Genomic DNA, 17,441 nt, shown 5'->3' with positions numbered 1-17,441 from the left:
AAACATTACCACCCAAGCCAAATCATTCCGAAACCGCATATCATAATTATGGAACCACTAATGAGTTCGATATATTTTTCAAATCCTTTATAATTAATGGAATTTGTACCAAAAAAACCAATTAAAACCATGATAAGCATGGTTAAAACAGTAGCCAAAGTATAAACTACAATTAAAATTCCAACCTCAACTAAAGAATAATCTATAGCAGGATAAATAATTAATGGAATCATTGGCTCACTTGGACCAGAAGCAAAAATAAAAAACATAACCCAAGGCGTAACTTTATAGCGTTGATTTGGCGCTACGGTTTGCCCGTGTTGATGTTCAAAAACATAAATTTCGCCTTCGTCTGAAGTATCAAAATGTTTGTGAACTTTATTTCTATTTATGTTATAAAGTGCATACAATACATATCCCACGCCAAAAAGGAATAACATCCAGGAAGCAAATCCCCCGCGAATGGATTCGATATCAAAAGTTTTAGATAAAGTCCAACCTAAAAAGATTCCCAACAATCCTAGAATCACCGAACTCAATACATGAGCCAAACCACATAAAGAAGTCCAAAGCACTGTTTTTTTTAAACTCCATTTTTTAGAACGGGATAAAACAATGAAGGGTAAATAATGATCCGGCCCACTAAATGTATGCAATGCACTTATCGAAATTACAGTGAGACAAATTAAATTAAAGTCCATGTTCTTTTATAATTTTAGTTATTTCTTTCATCCACAACATTAGTTTTTCAGCTTTGTCATGCAAAATTTTCACTACTAATCCATTGGTTGGTGTTTCTGAAATTCCAAACACACAATTTTTATCATTTAAAAAAGAATCCAGCTGTTTTTTTAAACCTTTTATTTCACATAAATCATTCAAAAAAACCAAACTCAACTGATGCGTAAACCCCTCATACTGTCCTAAATTCATTGGATTAGATTCAGATGGTTTTAAATATAAATTTTCAAAGAACACTAATTTATCTTCTTTATATATTTTTGTTACCGACTGAAATTGTTTGAATTCGAAAACTTCGTCTTTTAATTTTCTGCCGCAAGTAAAAATTTCGCCCCAGAGAACAGAGGAATTTCCAACTAAATGAATGGCATTACTACTTTTAAAATCAGAGCCTTTATGAGGCACGCATGGATGTGGCAGGTACGACAAAAAAGCATTTTCTTTGATTCTTACTTTTGTTTCCTGAAAAGCACTTTTTTCCATGGTAAACAACCGTTGAAAAGACTGAGTTGTAATTTCTAGTTGACTTCCTTCATTTAAAGTATAATCGAAATACAATTCGTCTTCATCTAAAACTCCTGGCGAAGAACTCATCAAAATAAGTTCCAACAAAGGATTTTTTTTATCTTCACGAATATCTACCACTTTAAAAGGAGTATTAAAAAAAGCCGATTTCAACTGGGTAATTCCATTTTTTACTTCCGACTCTATACTGACTCTTGAAATCATCGGACTAAATTAGGTTCGTTTACCTCTTCTAAAAGGGCGTATTTCTGGATCCAGCCAATAACGTCATACAAGCCTTCTTTTTTCATTAAATTAGTAAAAACAAAAGGTTTTCCATTTCTCATTTTTCGGGCATCACGTTCCATTACTCCTAAATCGGCATTGACATAAGGCGCTAAATCAATTTTGTTAATCATCAGCAAATCGCTGCGGGTAATGCCTGGACCGCCTTTTCTTGGAATTTTATCTCCTTCGGCAACATCAATTACAAAAATGGTCAGATCGGCTAAATCAGGGCTAAAAGTAGCCGAAAGATTATCGCCGCCACTTTCGATAAAAATCAATTCAATATCAGGAAATCGTTCCGATAATTCATCAACTGCTTCTAAATTCATACTCGCATCTTCCCGAATGGCAGTGTGAGGACAACCGCCGGTTTCTACTCCAATAATTCGCTCAGAAGGCAACAAACTGTTTTTAGTTAAAAATTCGGCATCTTCTTGCGTATAAATATCATTGGTAATTACTCCTATCGAATATTTCGAAGCTAATTCTCGTGTTAATCGTTCAATTAAAGCTGTTTTTCCTGATCCTACAGGTCCTGCAACTCCTATTTTTATATAATTTCTTTCCATCTTTTTGTTTTTAAGACATATACAATCTTGAATATAAATTTTCATGCTCCATTGCCCGGATATCAAATCCGCTACAACTCATCCCTAGTAAATCAAGATTAGGTTCTAACGCTTTTTGAGTCAGATTTTCTAAAACAGTTAACAATTGAAACAACAGCACTTGTCCAGAATCCTGGCTTAAAGGAATTAATTTTACTGCATTAGTAATGTAACCAATGGCTGTATTATAGAAAAATCCTTCTAAAGCTTCTTTTTTTTCTATTTTTAATTCGTGTGCATAAATGGCGTACAAAATACAATAATGACCATAAATGCTTTTGTTTTTTAAAGCCAATTCTAACTCTTGGGTTAATTGGGTTTGGATTAAAGGATTAAAAATTTTCATCAAACGAATTCCCAGTTTCTGACTAGCGGTTCTAATTTCTTTTGGCAATTTCGAGGCATTACACAACGTATCCAAAGCAATAATTTTGTCCCAGTCATTTTGCTCACAAGCATCGTAAACCAGACTAATAAAGGAAGCTTCGTTAGGCAAAACGCTATGCGTTAAAATTTCAGTCAAAAACACCTGAACACTCTCTACTGATTTTACTATTTCTTTTTGGGTGTAGGTTTCCAAACCATAAGAATGAGAAAACCCACCAATAGGCAAAGTTGGATCAGAAAGATGCAATAGATGCAACAAGGAGCTTTTCATTATTTTTGAGTTAAATTCATTATTTTAGAGAACAAAGTACCACTTTCTCCATGTGGCGCCACAGAAGTTCTTAAAGGAGTCAACAACACTCTTTTTTGTTCATGCACTTCAAATCCCATTGCTGAAAGTTGTCGAAAAAGTGGTTTTTCAAAAGGAACAAGCAACGCTTCGTCTTCATAAAACAAAGGCAAATGTTTGTTTCCTATTTCATAACAAATAGAAGCTGTTTCAAAATTATTTTTGGGAACAATAACTAAGCAATCACAAGGAAGAATATTGACTACATAGTTTTTATCTTCCTCCTGACTTAGAATTTCTCCTTGTGCTAAATTTGGATTTTCGTTCAAGAATTTCATCCGAAAACTTTTTCCGTCTCTCGCAGTTTTGTGCTGGATGCGTTTATTAGTCTCAAACCATTCAAAATCGATTAAAATTTCTGTTTTCGGTTCAAGACTGAGTACTTCGGGTTGAATTTTAGTGGTAATAATCATTTAAAATAAAAAATATCTTTGTGCCATTGGTACTTCTTTCAAAGGTTCGCACGTTATGTGTTCGCCATCAACCGTTACTTTATAATTCTCAGGATTGACTTCAATAAGCGGTGTTTTATCATTATGAATCAAATCTTTCTTTCCTATATTTCGGCAATTTTCTACTGGAAGAATGATTTTATTTAATTCGTATTTTTCGATTGTTTTGTTTTCAATCGAAATTTTCGAAACAAAAGTAACACAAGTTTTGTGTAAAGCCTTGCCGTAAGCCCCAAACATTGGGCGATAAATTACGGGTTGTGGTGTAGGAATTGAAGCATTTGGATCTCCCATTCTGCCCGCTATAATCATTCCTCCTTTGATAATAATTTCGGGTTTTACACCAAACATCGCTGGTTTCCATAAAACTAAATCGGCTAGCTTTCCAGGTTCTATAGAGCCTACATGTTTAGAAATTCCGTGTGAAATAGCAGGGTTAATCGTGTATTTTGCAATGTATCTTTTTACTCTAAAATTATCATTTTTATTCGTTTCATCTTCTGGTAAAAATCCTCTTTGAATTTTCATTTTATGAGCTGTTTGCCAAGTTCTGATAATCACTTCACTTACTCTTCCCATAGCCTGAGAATCACTACTCATCATACTAAAAATACCCAAATCGTGCAAAATGTCTTCTGCAGCAATTGTTTCAGGACGAATTCTGGAATCAGCAAAAGATACATCTTCAGGAACTGATTTGTCTAAATGATGACAAACCATCAACATGTCTAAATGTTCATCAATAGTATTGATGGTAAATGGACGCGTTGGATTAGTACTGGAAGGCAAAACATTAGGATACATGGCTGCTTTGATAATATCGGGAGCATGTCCTCCACCTGCTCCTTCAGTATGAAAAGTATGAATTACCCTTCCATCAATGGCTTTAATGGTATCTTCTAAAAAACCACTTTCATTAAGTGTATCAGTATGTATAGCAACCTGAATATCGTATTCATCGGCTATTTTCAACGAAGCATCAATTGTGGCTGGTGTAGCGCCCCAATCTTCATGAATTTTTAATCCTAAAGCTCCCGCTTCAATTTGTTCTACAAGCGGAGCAAGTGTCGAACAGTTTCCTTTTCCAAAAAAACCTAAATTCATTGGAAAAGCTTCGGCACTTTCTAACATTTTTTGAATATTCCAGGCTCCTGGTGTAACAGTTGTTGCATTTGTTCCATCAGCTGGACCTGTTCCTCCACCTATCATGGTGGTAACTCCGCTGTACAAAGCATGGTCTATTTGTTGAGGACAAATAAAATGAATGTGTGTATCTATTCCTCCTGCTGTAACAATCAATCCTGCTCCCGAATGTACTTCGGTTGAAGCACCAATAATCATATTTTCGGTAATCCCATCCATCGTATCTGGATTTCCAGCTTTTCCTACTCCAACAATTTTCCCGTCTTTAATACCAATGTCTCCTTTTACAATTCCCCAATGATCAATAATCATAGCATTGGTAATTACAAAATCAAGTACGCCTTCATCTCTGGTTGCTCTGGCAGATTGTGCCATTCCATCACGAATGGTTTTACCGCCACCAAATTTAGCTTCTTCACCATATATGGAAAAGTCCTTTTCAATTTCGATAAACAATTCCGTGTCCGCTAAACGCACTTTATCACCAACTGTTGGACCAAACATATTGGCATATTTTATTCTGTTAATTTCTATACTCATATCGAATTAAGGTTTTAGAAAATGGTTTAACTTTTCCTGAATTGCTTCTGTATCCAAAGCCATACTATCGGAGTCAATCAAATTATTAAAACCAAAAATAATTTTATCGCCGCTTATCTCGACCAATTCTACCTCTTTTTCTTCACCAGGCTCAAAACGCACTGCTGTTCCCGAAGCAATGTTCAATCGCATTCCAAGTGTTTTCATTCGATCAAAATTCATCGTTTTATTCACTTCAAAAAAATGAAAATGAGAACCTATCTGGATAGGACGATCTCCCGTATTAGTTACTTCGATAACAACTGTCCTCTTACCAACATTAATTTGAATTGGTTCTTCTTTTAAAATATATTCGCCTGGTATCATTTTATTGGATTATGAACGGTTACTAATTTAGTTCCATCAGGAAAAGTTGCTTCAATTTGAATATCATGTATCATTTCTGGCACTCCTTCCATAACATCTTCACGGCTAAGAATTGTAGTTCCGTATTGCATGAGCTCAGCAACTGTTTTTCCATCTCTCACTGCTTCTAAAAGTTCTGAACTTATTAGAGCAATTGCTTCTGGATAATTTAATTTCAGACCTCTTTTTCTTCTTTTATGAGCAACTTCTCCAGCGGTATGCAAGAGCAATTTTTCTATTTCTTTTGGACTTAGATGCATGGCGTGTATATTAATCTTAGGCTACAAAAATATCATTATTTTTCATTGAAATCCGAATCCACAACAGAACATTTTAAATAAAACAGCCCAAAATACTTATTTCTTAAAAAAATCATTTCAAAAAGAAAATACAAAAAAAATAGGGGTGTTAAAGTAAAAATATAATAATTATTCTACACAACCCCTTTTTTTTAGAGGGTCATTGTTAAAATAATTATAATTTTGTTCGAGTAGAAACCAAAAATAAATATAAGCCTTATGAAAAAAATCATTTTAGCACTTACAACCGTAGCACTACTTGCATCATGTAAAAAAAGCACATCAACCGAAAATAAAGACGACGCAGAATCCGTAAAAGTAGGTATCCTGCATTCCTTATCTGGAACAATGGCAATTTCTGAAACGGATTGTAAAAACGCAACCTTATTAGCTATTGAAGAAATCAATGCCGCAGGAGGTATTTTAGGAAAAAAAATCGAACCTATTATAGAAGACGGCGCTTCGGACTGGCCAACATTTACCGAAAAAGCAACTAAATTAATCGATCAGGATAATGTAAAAGCAGTTTTTGGCTGTTGGACTTCATCAAGTAGAAAAGCAGTTTTACCTGTTTTTGAATCTAAAAATAACTTATTGTTCTACCCTGTGCAATATGAAGGAATGGAAGCTTCTAAAAATGTAATCTATACTGGAGCTGCTCCTAACCAACAAATCCTTCCTGCTGTGGATTATATGATTAAAGAAGGAAAGAAAAAATTCTTCTTAGTAGGTTCAGATTATGTATTCCCAAGAACAGCTAACAAAATTATCAAAGCCAAATTAAAACAAGAAGGATATGAAATAGTAGGCGAAGAATATGCACCACTAGGACATACAGACTTTACTTCTATTGTTCAAAAAATAAAAAGTTCTGGTGCCGATGCTGTTTTAAACACAATAAACGGAGACAGTAACATTGGTTTCTTTAAACAAATGAAATCTAACGGATTAGTTGCTCCTGCTGTAACTTGTATGTCGTTCTCTATTGCCGAAGTTGAATTAAAAGGTATTGGAATTGATATTATGAAAGACCAATTAACTGCCTGGAATTATTTTATGAGCATGAAAGGCGAAGCCAACGAAAAATTTATCAAAGCATACCAAGCTAAATACGGTGCGGATAAAGTTACTGATGACCCAATTGAAGCAGCTTATTTTGGAGTTTACCTTTGGGCTGAAGCAGTAAAAAAAGCCAACTCATTTGAACCAGCTGATGTACAAAAAGCAATTGGCGGAGTTAGTTTTGAAGCTCCAGAAGGAAAAGTTTCAATTGATCCCGTTACAAACCATACTATCAAAAACTTCATGATTGGTAAAGCCAATGACAAAGGACAATTTGACATCCTGTACCAATCTCCAGAGATGATTAAAGCCGATCCTTTTCCAAGTATCGCTACTAACAAAAAAGTGATTGCTCCAGGTAACATTCAATAAAAGAAGCCATTTAAAATCAATTGAAAAAGTCATTTATGAAGAAAATTTTATTAACACTCGTTGCCATATTATCTACTACAGTATTTTTTGCACAAGATAAAGGAGAATTTAATTTAACTGCCTCAATTCACAACCAATGGTACTGGAGAGGTTATGCTGTGGGTCCAGACCCAATTATAGCTGCTCAAGCTAGTTTTAAATACAAAGGCTTAGAAGTAGGTACCTGGAACGGATATGGCTTGGCTGGAATTTGGAAAGACGTCGATTTGTATGTTTCCTATACCACTAAATTTGGACTAAGTATTGCTCTTTGGGACATATACAACTATAGTGATTACACCGCTTCTCCTGCTTATGCAGCTTATGGAGATCATTCGCAATCCGACTATTTTAATTATGGAGATGGAACGAGACATTTCTTTGATTTGTCATTAGCCTACACTATTCCTAAAACAAACCTGAATTTATTTCTATCTACAATTGTAGCAGGAAGAGACAGAAATGCTGATGATTCTCAACGTCTTTCTTCTTATTTCAAAGCTTCCTACGACATTAGCTTTGAAAACAATATAACTGTTAGTCCTTATGTTTCTTATGGTTTTGCATTAAACAGTGATGAAGGAGATACTTTTTGGCAGTGGACAGATCAATCTGTTGCTGATGCTAAAAGTTCAGGATTTAATGAAATTGGAGTAAATATAAGTAAGCCAATAAAAATTACTGAAAACTACAGCATTAAAGCAAGTGCTGGTGCAGTTGCCAGCCCAATTAATCATACAATGACAGGATTACTTGGTGTTACTTTATTTTAAAAATTAATTTTCAGCTTATGGATTGCATGAGTCTTATTAATTCATGTAATCTGTTTGCTTTTATACAAAAAAAGTCATGGGAGAATTTCTACCATTTTTATTTAACGGATTAAGTATCAGTTCTATTCTTTTACTTACAGCAATTGGATTGAGTATTGTTTTTGGGATGATGGGAGTCATCAATTTTGCCCATGGTGAGTTTATAATGATTGGCTGTTATAGCAGCTACATTGTAAGTTTAGTATTGGGAAGCGAAGGAACATGGTTTACTTTAATAATAGCCTTTTTCCTTTCGTTTATACTCTCATTCGGAATTGGTTTTCTGGTCGAAAAATTCATTATAAAACGATTATACGCCCGACCTTTAGACAGTATTTTAGCCACTTGGGGAGTTAGTTTAATTCTACAACAGGTAGCAAGAAATATTTTTGGATCGAATAATGTTAATGCACCAATGCCTAAAATTCTAAATGAAGGCTGGAAAATAACCGAAGCTATTACTTTACCCTTCAACCGAATTTTCATTATTTTAATTTCGGTTTTGGTTTGCCTTTTTGTTTATTATTTTATGTACAAAACACCTAAAGGGAGGATTCTTCAATCTGTAATGCAAAACCGTTCTATGGCAGCTTGCATTGGTATCAATACCAAAAAAGCCGATTCATTTACCTTTTCATTCGGTTGTGGTCTTGCAGGAATTGCAGGGATTTGTATTTCCATGCTAGGTTCCATCGGACCATCAACAGGACAAAATTATATTATTGACACCTTTTTAGTGGTAATTTTAGGAGGAATTGGAGGCTTAAGAGGATCTATTTTAGGTGCTTTATTAATTGGAATCAGCAGTCCTTTTATCGAAAACTTTACTACTTCGAGTATGGCCAAAGTGATTATTTTATGTTTAGTACTTATTACCCTTCAGTACAAACCTCAAGGACTATCACCTATGAAGGATCGTACCATTGATTAATCTTTTGAATTATAAAAAATGAAACAAAAAATAATAGCCATTTTACTAATTGCATTACTGGTAATAATTCCCATTTTTGTATTATCTGATTTCCGTCTTTCATTATTGAGCAAATTCATAGTTTTTTCTATTGTAGCAATTTCTATCAATTTATTATGGGGATATAGCGGCATTTTAAGTCTAGGACACGGTGTTTATTTTGCCCTTGGTGGATATTCCATGGCCATGTACTTGAAACTACAATCACAACCCTTACCTGATTTTATGGAATGGTCAGGAATAGAAACACTTCCTTGGTTTTGGAAACCGTTCCAGTACCTTCCTTTTGCCTTAGCAATGGTAATTATATTACCTGTAGCACTGGCTTTACTTGTGGGTATTCCTCTTTTCAAATCCGGAACAAAAGGAGTTTATTTTACCATTATAAGTCAAGCCATAACCTTAATTATGTCTATCCTTTTTGTAGGACAACAAGGTTTTACTGGAGGCTCTAACGGAATCACTGGTTTTGATGGGTTATTTGGCTACACATTAAGCGATCCAACTTTAATTAAAATACTCTACCTAATTGCTGTATTAGTTTTGATTGTGGTTTATTTTATTGTAAAATTCATGCTAAATACACATGGCGGAGTTATCATTAGAGCCATTAGAGACAGAGAAACAAGACTTCGCTTTTTAGGATACCAGACCGATTCTTTCAAAATACTTACGCTTGCTACTTCGGCAGCAATTGCGGGTGTAGCTGGCGCTTTATTTGTACCAATTGTTGGAATTATTTCTCCTTCTATAATGAGTATTTTAATGTCAACCGAATTTGTTATTTGGGTAGCCATCGGCGGAAGAGCCACTTTATTAGGCCCTATTGTTGGAGCATTAGTAATTAATTATGCTAAAACTAGTTTTTCAGAATCCATGCCTGAATACTGGTGGTATTTTTATGGTTTCCTATTTATAGCTGCAACCATAATAGTTCCAAAAGGAATTGTAGGAAGCTTGATGGAAAAAAAATGGTTCCAAAAAACATTTAATAAAGCACAAAATGAATAAGAAACTACACAGACTTGTTGACCCAATTATAGGTATGTATGATGTTGAAGTCAATTTTGATGGCTATAAAGCATTAAACAATATCAATATCGATTTTCCAGCTAAGGGCGTTCAATTTATAATTGGTCCTAATGGAGCAGGAAAAACCACTATTTTGGACGCTATTTGCGGTAGAGTAAAAACATCAAAAGGGAAAATTATTTACAAAGGCGATATTCAGATTCAAAATAACAAACCCGAAAAAATTGTTCATCAAGGTATTAGTCGAAAATTTCAAAACCCAACTATTTTCAATACTCAAACCGTGTATGAGAATATGAAATTGGCATTAATTTCTGGAAAATCAACTATCTGGTACCTCTTCAATTACAAAATCACAGGAGAGCAAGAAGCCATTATAGATGAAACACTTCAGAAATTAAACCTGTTAGGATTCAAATATGCCATTAGCGGCTCTTTGTCACACGGACAAAAACAATGGTTAGAAATCGCAATGTCTATCATCAATCAACCCGAACTATTATTAGTCGATGAACCCATTGCAGGAATGTCTCCTAACGAAAGAGACAAAACCGGGGAATTACTGACCCAAATTGCCGAAGAACGGACTGTTTTTGTGGTAGAACACGACATGAAATTTGTGAGCAATTTTTCGACCTCTGTTCTTGTTATGCACGAAGGAATGATTATTGACCGAGGTACTTTTGACCAAATTGTAAACAACCAACAGGTGATTGAAATTTATCTGGGAAGACAAAAATAGATTGCATCTGTCATCATCCCAACTATTCTCACCATTATAATTTAAAAAAAATGTTAGAAATAAAAAATTTGACCGCAGGATATTCAGACGAAACCGCAGCCATTCACGATATCAACATTAAGGTACCTAAAAACGAAATTTGCTCAATAATAGGAAGCAACGGAGCGGGTAAAACCACTCTTTTGAAATCCATTATGGGTTTGTTGCCTTCTTCTAATGGTGAAATTATTTTTGATGGAAAAGACATCTCTAAGCTGGATTCAGAAACCATATCCCAGTTAGGAATTGGCTACGTTCCTCAGGGGCGAATGATTTTTCCATATCTAACTGTAGAAGAAAATTTATTACTAGGTTGCGAAGTTCGAAAAATGAACTTAAAAAAAGCACTAGAAATAGGTTATGATTATTTTCCAGATTTAAAAGGAATTAACAAACGAAAAGGCGGAATGCTCAGTGGTGGTCAACAACAGCAATTAGCCATTGCAAGAATGCTTGTGATAGATCCAAAAATGATAATATTAGACGAACCTGCCGAAGGTATTCAACCTAATGTTGTTCAGGAAATAGGTAGAATACTAAAGAAAGTTACCTCAGAACTGAACGTTTCAGTACTTTTAGTAGAGCAATTTGTAGGTTTCGCACTCGAATTATCCAATTCTTATTATTTCCTTCAAGGAGGTCAAATAACTAAAGGCGGTATCATAACCGATGAAAATAAAACTTCTATTATAGAAAGTATAAAACTATAAAAACGAAGCCTTCTTTTTTTAATCAAAAGAAGGCTTTGTTATTTATTTTCTGGATTTTTTCTTCGAATGGGACACTTTGGAATTTTCGCCTAAAGCCCACAAAAGTCCTCCTGTGAGATGCTCTATAAACACAGGATCAACATAATCCTTACTGTCATGTCCTAAAGCGGTATAAAATACCCTACCACCTTCAAACTCATGACACCATGCCAATGGCAAATAATCGCCAAAAGTACGTCCTGGATAAACTTCTTTTTCACTGTCTTTTACCGTTCGCATATCGGCAGCTAAAAGCACCTGAATATTCGGGTTGAATTCATTCATATAATAACATTCATCTTCTTTTGTCCAAGTTTCGCCAAGCATCGAAGTCGAAGGATGATTTTTATCAATCACTTTTATTTCGAAAGATTGAAAAGCAGGATGTCTTTTAAATCTCCCACCCACCATTGTTGCAAACCAAGGCCAGGATTTCTCAGAATCAGAAGCACTGTGAATGCCTACAAAAGCACCACCAGCATGAATGTAATCTACCAATGCTTGTTTCTGTTCTTCAGTATCAAAAATAGCATTACAGGTATTCGAAAAAACCAGACAACTATATTTTGCCAGATTTTCGGTATTCATTACTGCCGGATCATCTGAAACATCAACAATCAGTTTATTTGCTTCGCCAATTTTCTTCCAGGCTTCCACACTAAAAGGAATATTTTTATGCACATAGCCTTTTCCGTTTTTAGTATAAACTAAAATCCGTTTTTTAGCTGGCGGATTGGCAAATACAGAACCTAAGCCAAAAACCACAGTGAGTAATAACAATTTGATTTTCATAATTTTCTATTTATATCGTTTTATAATAATTAACCAAATTTCTCAATAATATAATTCTCTAATTCTTTCATCACATTATTTAAATCATGTTTCACTCTAAAATCAGAAATCCTGTAAACAGCTAGTCCTAAATTATTTAAAAACTCCTCTCTCATAAAGTCATATTCCTGTTTATCATCATGACTCGAGCCATCAACTTCTATAATCAAACCAAGAGATTTTACATAAAAATCAACGATAAAACTACCTATAATTCTCTGCCGGTCAAAATCAACTGACCAAAAAGTATTATTTCGTACTTGTCTCCAAAAAATAACTTCCGACAAAACTCCTGCTTTTCGCAAAGCTTTGGCTCTGCCATTTAATGCTTTATTGCACGGCAATAATCCGATACTTCTCCTATAAATGGGTCTCTCATGAATATAAGTAAGAATTTCAGGTTTCATAATCAGGCTTATTTCTTGTTTTATGTATAGTAACCACCCCGCCCTACAGGCACCCCTCCTGAGGAGGGGAAATCCATCATTTTTAAAAAATTGCATTACAAATAAAGATTACAATTTTCTTCTTTTCTTATATTTCCAACCTTCTGCTCAACGCTACCAAGGGAAATCCAACATTCTTAAAAAGAGACATTCCTAATACACGCTAAACTTCCCCTCTTTTTAAGAGGGGTGCCCGTAGGGCGGGGTGTTTTACGCATAATATATTTTTCGAATATAAAAAGAAAATCCCAAACTCCTGAAAAAATTGGAATTTGGGATTTTAAATATTTTGAATTTTCTTTTTTACAATTCAAATGCTTTTTTAGGGTTTCCACCGCAAAGCAATTCTACTGGATTCTCTAAAGCTTCTTTTACAGCAACTAAGAAACCAACAGACTCACGACCATCGATAATTCTGTGGTCATAAGAAAGAGCCACATACATCATTGGGTGAATTTCAACCTTACCGTTTACAGCAATTGGACGCTCAATAATGTTGTGCATTCCTAAAATTCCTGATTGAGGAGGGTTGATAATTGGTGTAGACAACATAGAACCAAATACACCACCATTAGTGATTGTAAAAGTTCCACCTGTCATATCATCAACAGTAATTTGACCATCACGAGCTTTGATAGCTAATCTTTTGATTTCAGCTTCAATTCCACGGAAAGTTAAATTTTCAGCATTACGAACTACAGGAACCATTAATCCTTTTGGTCCAGAAACTGCGATAGAGATATCAGCAAAATCATAAGCTACTTTATAATCACCGTCCATCATAGAGTTTACGTCAGGATATAATTCTAAAGCTCTTGTTACCGCTTTTGTAAAGAATGACATATATCCTAAACCTACACCACCGTGTTTTGCTTTGAATGCATCTTTGTATTCATTACGCAAAGTATTAATTGGCGTCATGTTTACTTCATTAAAAGTAGTCAACATGGCTGTTTCATTTTTAGCAGCAACTAAACGTTCTGCTACTTTACGACGCAACATAGACAATTTAGTACGCTCAGAACCACGGTTACCTCCTGTAGGAGTTCCCATTGATGGCACTGCATTTACCGCATCATCTTTAGTTATTCTTCCACCTTTTCCAGTTCCAGTAACTGAAGCAGGCTCGATATTTTTTTCATCTAATATTTTTTTAGCTGCTGGAGATGGTGTTCCAGTTGCATAAGTAGCTGCTGGCGCTGCCGGAGCCGCTGGTGCTGCTTTAGCTTCAGTTGATTCTGTTTTAGCTGGTGCTTCAGCTTTTGGAGCCGCTGCAGGGGCTTCGTCTGCTGGAGCTGAACCTGATGGCTTAGCTGCTGCAGTGTCAATATGACAAACTACTGCTCCTACTGCTACTGCATCACCTTCTTCTGCTTTTAGGGTAATAATACCACTTGCTTCAGCAGGCAATTCTAATGTAGCTTTGTCTGAATCTACCTCAGCAATAGCTTGATCTTTTTCAACATAATCCCCATCTTTTACTAACCAAGTGGCGATTTCAACTTCTTTAATAGATTCCCCTGGTGATGGAACTTTCATTTCTAAAATCATGTCCTTATATTTTAAATTATGAATTTTATTTTTTAATTATGAATCGTTATTCTTTATATTTAAATCTAGCCCTAATGGTAGCGGCATCCTTTTTCTTTTTTCTTTAAAAAGAAAAAAGATACAGCGGACAGCAGGAAATAGCTTCTGAAAAAAAAATACTTTAATGAGATTACTTTGCCACGTACCTCGCAACTCCTCGCAATGACTATCTAAATAAATTTTTATCAAATACCATTCTGATGGCATCTGCATGACGGCGTTTTGCTCTTGTATAACTTCCTGCTGCAGGAGCTGAATAGGCTTTTAGAGAAGCCAATCTCCATTTTACAAGATCGAAATTCATTAACATAAAGCTGTAAGCTCCCATGTTTTTAGGCTCTTCTTGTGCCCAAACATAATCATCTGCATTTGGATATTGAGCAATAATTGCTTTTAATTGTTCAACTGGCAAAGGGAATAATTGTTCGATACGAACAACTGCAACATCATTTCTTCCGTTGTTTTCTCTTTCGGCAACAATATCGTAATAGAATTTACCTGTAACAAAAACTAATGTTTTTACATCGGCTTTGTTTACCGTTGTATCATCAATAGTTTCCTGGAATTCTCCACTTGCCAATTCTTCAACTGTTGAAACGCATCTTGGATCACGCAACAAACTTTTTGGAGAAAAAACTACTAATGGTTTACGGAAACTTGTTTTCATTTGTCTTCTCAACAAGTGAAAGAAGTTAGCTGGTGTTGTACAATCAGCAACATACATATTGTGACGTGCACATAATTGCAAGTAACGCTCCATACGTGCCGAAGAGTGCTCGGCACCTTGACCTTCGTAACCGTGTGGCAACAACATTACTAATCCGTTTTGATTGTTCCATTTGTCTTCTCCACAAGAGATGTATTGGTCAATCATAATTTGAGCTCCGTTAGAGAAATCTCCAAATTGTGCTTCCCAAATGGTTAAAGCATTTGGATTCGCTAAAGCATAACCGTAATCAAATCCTAATACTCCGTATTCTGATAAGAAAGAGTTAAAGATGTGGAAGTTTCCTTTTTTGTTTTCGATGTTGTTCAACAAAACCACTTCTTCTTCAGAATCTTCTACTTTTACCACAGCATGACGGTGCGAGAAAGTTCCACGCTCTACATCCTGACCTGAAATACGAATATCATATCCTTCTGTCAAAAGCGAACCGTAAGCTAATGTTTCAGCAGTTCCCCAATCGATAGTATTGTTATCGTATCCTGTTTTTCTATCAGTAACAATCTTATTGATTTTGTTAATGAATTTTTTGTCTGATGGTAAAGTTGAAACTGTTGCAATAATAGAATCTAAAGTTGATTTTTCAACCGTAGTATTTACTTTTTGCAACATAATATCATTAGAAACCTGTTTAAAACCATTCCATTCATTTTGCATAAATGGCGTAATGATAGTCAAATCTTTTTTACGAGAAGCTTCTAAATTTTGATCTAAATCGTCTTTGTATTCTTTTTCTAAAGTTTTAACCAAATTTGCATCGATTACACCTTCAGATAATAATTTTTCAGCATATAGATCTCTTGGATTTTGATGCTTAGCAATTAATTTATACAATAATGGTTGTGTAAAACGAGGTTCATCACCTTCGTTGTGGCCATATTTTCTATATCCTAATAAGTCAATAAATACGTCACGTCCAAATTGCATTCTGAAATCCAATGCAAATTGCATTGCATGAACTACAGATTCTGCATCATCAGCGTTTACGTGCAATACTGGAGACAACGTTACTTTAGCAACGTCTGTACAATAAGTAGAAGAACGTGCATCTAAGTAGTTAGTTGTAAAACCAACTTGGTTATTAATTACAATATGAATGGTTCCTCCTGTTTTGTACCCGTCTAATTGAGCCATTTGGATAATTTCATAAAGAATACCTTGTCCTGCAATAGCAGCATCTCCGTGAACGGCGATAGGTAAAACTTTAGAAAAATCATCTGGGAAATATTTATCTTGTTTTGCTCTTGTAATTCCCTCGATAACTGCACCTACAGTTTCTAAGTGCGAAGGATTTGGAGCTAAATTGATATTGATTTTTTTACCTGATTTGGTAATTTTATCAGCAGTAAGTCCTAAGTGGTATTTTACGTCACCGTCAAAATATTCTTTATCGTAATCTTTTCCGTCAAATTCAGAGAAAATATCCTGAGTAGATTTACCAAAAATATTAGCCAAAACGTTCAAACGACCACGGTGAGCCATTCCCATTACGAATTGCTCCACTCCCTTTTCGGCAGCTCTTTCAATTAAAGCGTCTAAAGCTGGAATAATAGTTTCTCCTCCTTCAAGAGAAAAACGTTTTTGACCTACATATTTAGTATGCAAGAAGTTCTCGAAAGAAACCGCTTGATTTAATTTATTCAAAATTCCCTTTTTCTCATCAGCAGAAAAAGTAGGGCGATTTTCATTGATATTCAATCGTTGTTGAATCCACTCCACAATTTCCAGCCTACGAATATACATGTATTCGATACCAATATGCTGACAGTAAACTGTAGTTAAGTGATTGATAATTTGAGACAAAGAACAAGGTTGTAAACCTAATATTTTTGCGGCATCAAATGTAGTATTCAAATCAGCTGAAGAAAGACCAAAGTTTTCTAAATCTAAATTTGGAGAAAAAGTTCTACGCTCTCTAACAGGGTTTGTTTTTGTAAACAAATGTCCTCTAGTTCGGTATCCGTCAATCAATTTCACAACATTGAATTCTTTGTGAAGCTGTTCTGATATTTTACTATTATCTACTGGAGCTGAAGCTACTGAAGAAACTGGAGCTACTTCTCTATTGTATTGAATTGGATTTTCGTCATTATACGTTTCCATTCCAAAATCGAAACCTTGAAAAAAACTTCTCCAGCTAGGCTCTACGCTATCTGGATTTTCTAAATATTGATCGTATAATTGAGCGAAAAATTCGGTATGCGCTGCATTTAAAAATGAAAACCTATCCATAATGTTAGTGAATATACTTTTTGTTAAAATAGTTTGGCAAAAGTACAATAATCAACTAAATTTACCTTTAAATTAAAACACTTTT

Annotated in this window: 18 protein-coding genes; 6 read left to right on the top strand and 12 right to left on the bottom strand. The window is 34.9% G+C overall.

Annotated features, from left to right (window positions below):
* Positions 1 to 5: 5 nt before the first annotated feature.
* Genes AAGV33_RS02820 through ureA form a run of 8 tightly spaced genes read right to left on the bottom strand, consistent with a single transcriptional unit; the run spans position 6 to position 5,677 of the window.
* Entirely contained in the window at positions 6 to 701 is a 696-nt protein-coding gene (locus tag AAGV33_RS02820) for a hypothetical protein (protein ID WP_373390417.1), read from the bottom strand.
* The gene (locus AAGV33_RS02815; RefSeq protein ID WP_373390416.1) at positions 691 to 1,470 is read right to left on the bottom strand and encodes an urease accessory protein UreD; all 780 of its coding nucleotides are present in this window, start codon (positions 1,468 to 1,470) and stop codon (positions 691 to 693) included. Before AAGV33_RS02815 ends, AAGV33_RS02820 begins: the two co-directional genes overlap by 11 nt.
* Positions 1,467 to 2,102, bottom strand: a complete 636-nt coding sequence (gene ureG, locus AAGV33_RS02810; protein WP_373390415.1) for an urease accessory protein UreG — start codon at positions 2,100 to 2,102, stop codon at positions 1,467 to 1,469. The genes AAGV33_RS02815 and ureG overlap by 4 nt, the downstream gene beginning before the upstream one ends.
* Before the next feature lie 10 nt (positions 2,103 to 2,112).
* On the bottom strand, positions 2,113 to 2,799 hold the full coding sequence (locus AAGV33_RS02805; protein WP_373390414.1) for an urease accessory protein UreF: 687 nt from the start codon (positions 2,797 to 2,799) through the stop codon (positions 2,113 to 2,115).
* Entirely contained in the window at positions 2,799 to 3,290 is a 492-nt protein-coding gene (locus AAGV33_RS02800) for an urease accessory protein UreE (protein WP_373390412.1), read from the bottom strand. The genes AAGV33_RS02805 and AAGV33_RS02800 overlap by 1 nt, the downstream gene beginning before the upstream one ends.
* A complete protein-coding gene (gene ureC, locus AAGV33_RS02795) occupies positions 3,291 to 5,012 on the bottom strand; it encodes an urease subunit alpha (RefSeq protein WP_373390410.1) in 1,722 nt (573 codons plus the stop codon). It lies immediately after the preceding gene.
* Positions 5,013 to 5,018: 6 nt separating this feature from the next.
* Positions 5,019 to 5,378: an urease subunit beta gene (ureB, locus tag AAGV33_RS02790; RefSeq protein WP_373390408.1), complete on the bottom strand. Its 360-nt coding sequence runs from the start codon at positions 5,376 to 5,378 to the stop codon at positions 5,019 to 5,021.
* Entirely contained in the window at positions 5,375 to 5,677 is a 303-nt protein-coding gene (gene ureA, locus AAGV33_RS02785) for an urease subunit gamma (protein WP_373390407.1), read from the bottom strand. The genes ureB and ureA overlap by 4 nt, the downstream gene beginning before the upstream one ends.
* A gap of 258 nt (positions 5,678 to 5,935) precedes the next feature.
* On the opposite strand from ureA, the gene urtA reads away from it, so the two are divergent.
* The 6 genes from urtA (at position 5,936) to AAGV33_RS02755 (ending at position 11,494) form a co-directional block, all read left to right on the top strand.
* Positions 5,936 to 7,150 carry an urea ABC transporter substrate-binding protein gene (urtA, locus tag AAGV33_RS02780; RefSeq protein WP_373390405.1) on the top strand — a complete coding sequence of 405 codons (1,215 nt, stop codon included), beginning with the start codon at positions 5,936 to 5,938 and terminating at the stop codon, positions 7,148 to 7,150.
* Positions 7,151 to 7,185: 35 nt separating this feature from the next.
* Positions 7,186 to 7,962 (top strand): hypothetical protein, encoded by a 777-nt coding sequence (locus AAGV33_RS02775; RefSeq protein ID WP_373390404.1) that lies wholly within the window; start codon positions 7,186 to 7,188, stop codon positions 7,960 to 7,962.
* A gap of 76 nt (positions 7,963 to 8,038) precedes the next feature.
* On the top strand, positions 8,039 to 8,932 hold the full coding sequence (urtB, locus tag AAGV33_RS02770; RefSeq protein ID WP_373390403.1) for an urea ABC transporter permease subunit UrtB: 894 nt from the start codon (positions 8,039 to 8,041) through the stop codon (positions 8,930 to 8,932).
* Between the two features lie 18 nt (positions 8,933 to 8,950).
* Complete coding sequence (urtC, locus tag AAGV33_RS02765; protein ID WP_373390402.1) at positions 8,951 to 9,982, top strand: urea ABC transporter permease subunit UrtC; 1,032 nt, start codon at positions 8,951 to 8,953, stop codon at positions 9,980 to 9,982.
* The gene (locus AAGV33_RS02760) at positions 9,975 to 10,745 is read left to right on the top strand and encodes an ATP-binding cassette domain-containing protein (RefSeq protein WP_373390401.1); all 771 of its coding nucleotides are present in this window, start codon (positions 9,975 to 9,977) and stop codon (positions 10,743 to 10,745) included. Before urtC ends, AAGV33_RS02760 begins: the two co-directional genes overlap by 8 nt.
* A gap of 50 nt (positions 10,746 to 10,795) precedes the next feature.
* A complete protein-coding gene (locus AAGV33_RS02755) occupies positions 10,796 to 11,494 on the top strand; it encodes an ATP-binding cassette domain-containing protein (RefSeq protein WP_373390399.1) in 699 nt (232 codons plus the stop codon).
* Positions 11,495 to 11,536: 42 nt separating this feature from the next.
* Here the strand turns inward: AAGV33_RS02755 and AAGV33_RS02750 are convergent, their stop codons facing one another.
* From AAGV33_RS02750 to AAGV33_RS02735, 4 genes are all read right to left on the bottom strand, one after another.
* Positions 11,537 to 12,325 carry a ThuA domain-containing protein gene (locus AAGV33_RS02750; RefSeq protein WP_373390398.1) on the bottom strand — a complete coding sequence of 263 codons (789 nt, stop codon included), beginning with the start codon at positions 12,323 to 12,325 and terminating at the stop codon, positions 11,537 to 11,539.
* A 29-nt stretch (positions 12,326 to 12,354) separates the two neighbouring features.
* Positions 12,355 to 12,771: an endonuclease domain-containing protein gene (locus tag AAGV33_RS02745; protein WP_373390397.1), complete on the bottom strand. Its 417-nt coding sequence runs from the start codon at positions 12,769 to 12,771 to the stop codon at positions 12,355 to 12,357.
* Positions 12,772 to 13,113: 342 nt separating this feature from the next.
* The gene (gene odhB, locus AAGV33_RS02740; RefSeq protein ID WP_373390396.1) at positions 13,114 to 14,361 is read right to left on the bottom strand and encodes a 2-oxoglutarate dehydrogenase complex dihydrolipoyllysine-residue succinyltransferase; all 1,248 of its coding nucleotides are present in this window, start codon (positions 14,359 to 14,361) and stop codon (positions 13,114 to 13,116) included.
* 205 nt (positions 14,362 to 14,566) lie between these two features.
* Positions 14,567 to 17,356, bottom strand: coding sequence for a 2-oxoglutarate dehydrogenase E1 component (locus AAGV33_RS02735; RefSeq protein WP_373390395.1), 2,790 nt, complete (start codon positions 17,354 to 17,356; stop codon positions 14,567 to 14,569).
* Between the last annotated feature and the right edge of the window lie 85 nt (positions 17,357 to 17,441).

This window comes from Flavobacterium magnesitis (genome assembly GCF_041729735.1).
GTDB classification, from domain to species: Bacteria; Bacteroidota; Bacteroidia; order Flavobacteriales; family Flavobacteriaceae; genus Flavobacterium; species Flavobacterium magnesitis.
This window is presented reverse-complemented; position numbering and strand designations above follow the sequence as displayed.

Bases quoted from the DNA above. Each gene is read 5' to 3' on its own strand.
- AAGV33_RS02820 (WP_373390417.1), bottom strand. From the start codon at position 701: ATGGACTTTAATTTAATTTGTCTCACTGTAATTTCGATAAGTGCATTG.
- AAGV33_RS02815 (WP_373390416.1), bottom strand. From the start codon at position 1,470: ATGATTTCAAGAGTCAGTATAGAGTCGGAAGTAAAAAATGGAATTACC.
- ureG (WP_373390415.1), bottom strand. From the start codon at position 2,102: ATGGAAAGAAATTATATAAAAATAGGAGTTGCAGGACCTGTAGGATCA.
- AAGV33_RS02805 (WP_373390414.1), bottom strand. From the start codon at position 2,799: ATGAAAAGCTCCTTGTTGCATCTATTGCATCTTTCTGATCCAACTTTG.
- AAGV33_RS02800 (WP_373390412.1), bottom strand. From the start codon at position 3,290: ATGATTATTACCACTAAAATTCAACCCGAAGTACTCAGTCTTGAACCG.
- ureC (WP_373390410.1), bottom strand. From the start codon at position 5,012: ATGAGTATAGAAATTAACAGAATAAAATATGCCAATATGTTTGGTCCA.
- ureB (WP_373390408.1), bottom strand. From the start codon at position 5,378: ATGATACCAGGCGAATATATTTTAAAAGAAGAACCAATTCAAATTAAT.
- ureA (WP_373390407.1), bottom strand. From the start codon at position 5,677: ATGCATCTAAGTCCAAAAGAAATAGAAAAATTGCTCTTGCATACCGCT.
- urtA (WP_373390405.1), top strand. From the start codon at position 5,936: ATGAAAAAAATCATTTTAGCACTTACAACCGTAGCACTACTTGCATCA.
- AAGV33_RS02775 (WP_373390404.1), top strand. From the start codon at position 7,186: ATGAAGAAAATTTTATTAACACTCGTTGCCATATTATCTACTACAGTA.
- urtB (WP_373390403.1), top strand. From the start codon at position 8,039: ATGGGAGAATTTCTACCATTTTTATTTAACGGATTAAGTATCAGTTCT.
- urtC (WP_373390402.1), top strand. From the start codon at position 8,951: ATGAAACAAAAAATAATAGCCATTTTACTAATTGCATTACTGGTAATA.
- AAGV33_RS02760 (WP_373390401.1), top strand. From the start codon at position 9,975: ATGAATAAGAAACTACACAGACTTGTTGACCCAATTATAGGTATGTAT.
- AAGV33_RS02755 (WP_373390399.1), top strand. From the start codon at position 10,796: ATGTTAGAAATAAAAAATTTGACCGCAGGATATTCAGACGAAACCGCA.
- AAGV33_RS02750 (WP_373390398.1), bottom strand. From the start codon at position 12,325: ATGAAAATCAAATTGTTATTACTCACTGTGGTTTTTGGCTTAGGTTCT.
- AAGV33_RS02745 (WP_373390397.1), bottom strand. From the start codon at position 12,771: ATGAAACCTGAAATTCTTACTTATATTCATGAGAGACCCATTTATAGG.
- odhB (WP_373390396.1), bottom strand. From the start codon at position 14,361: ATGATTTTAGAAATGAAAGTTCCATCACCAGGGGAATCTATTAAAGAA.
- AAGV33_RS02735 (WP_373390395.1), bottom strand. From the start codon at position 17,356: ATGGATAGGTTTTCATTTTTAAATGCAGCGCATACCGAATTTTTCGCT.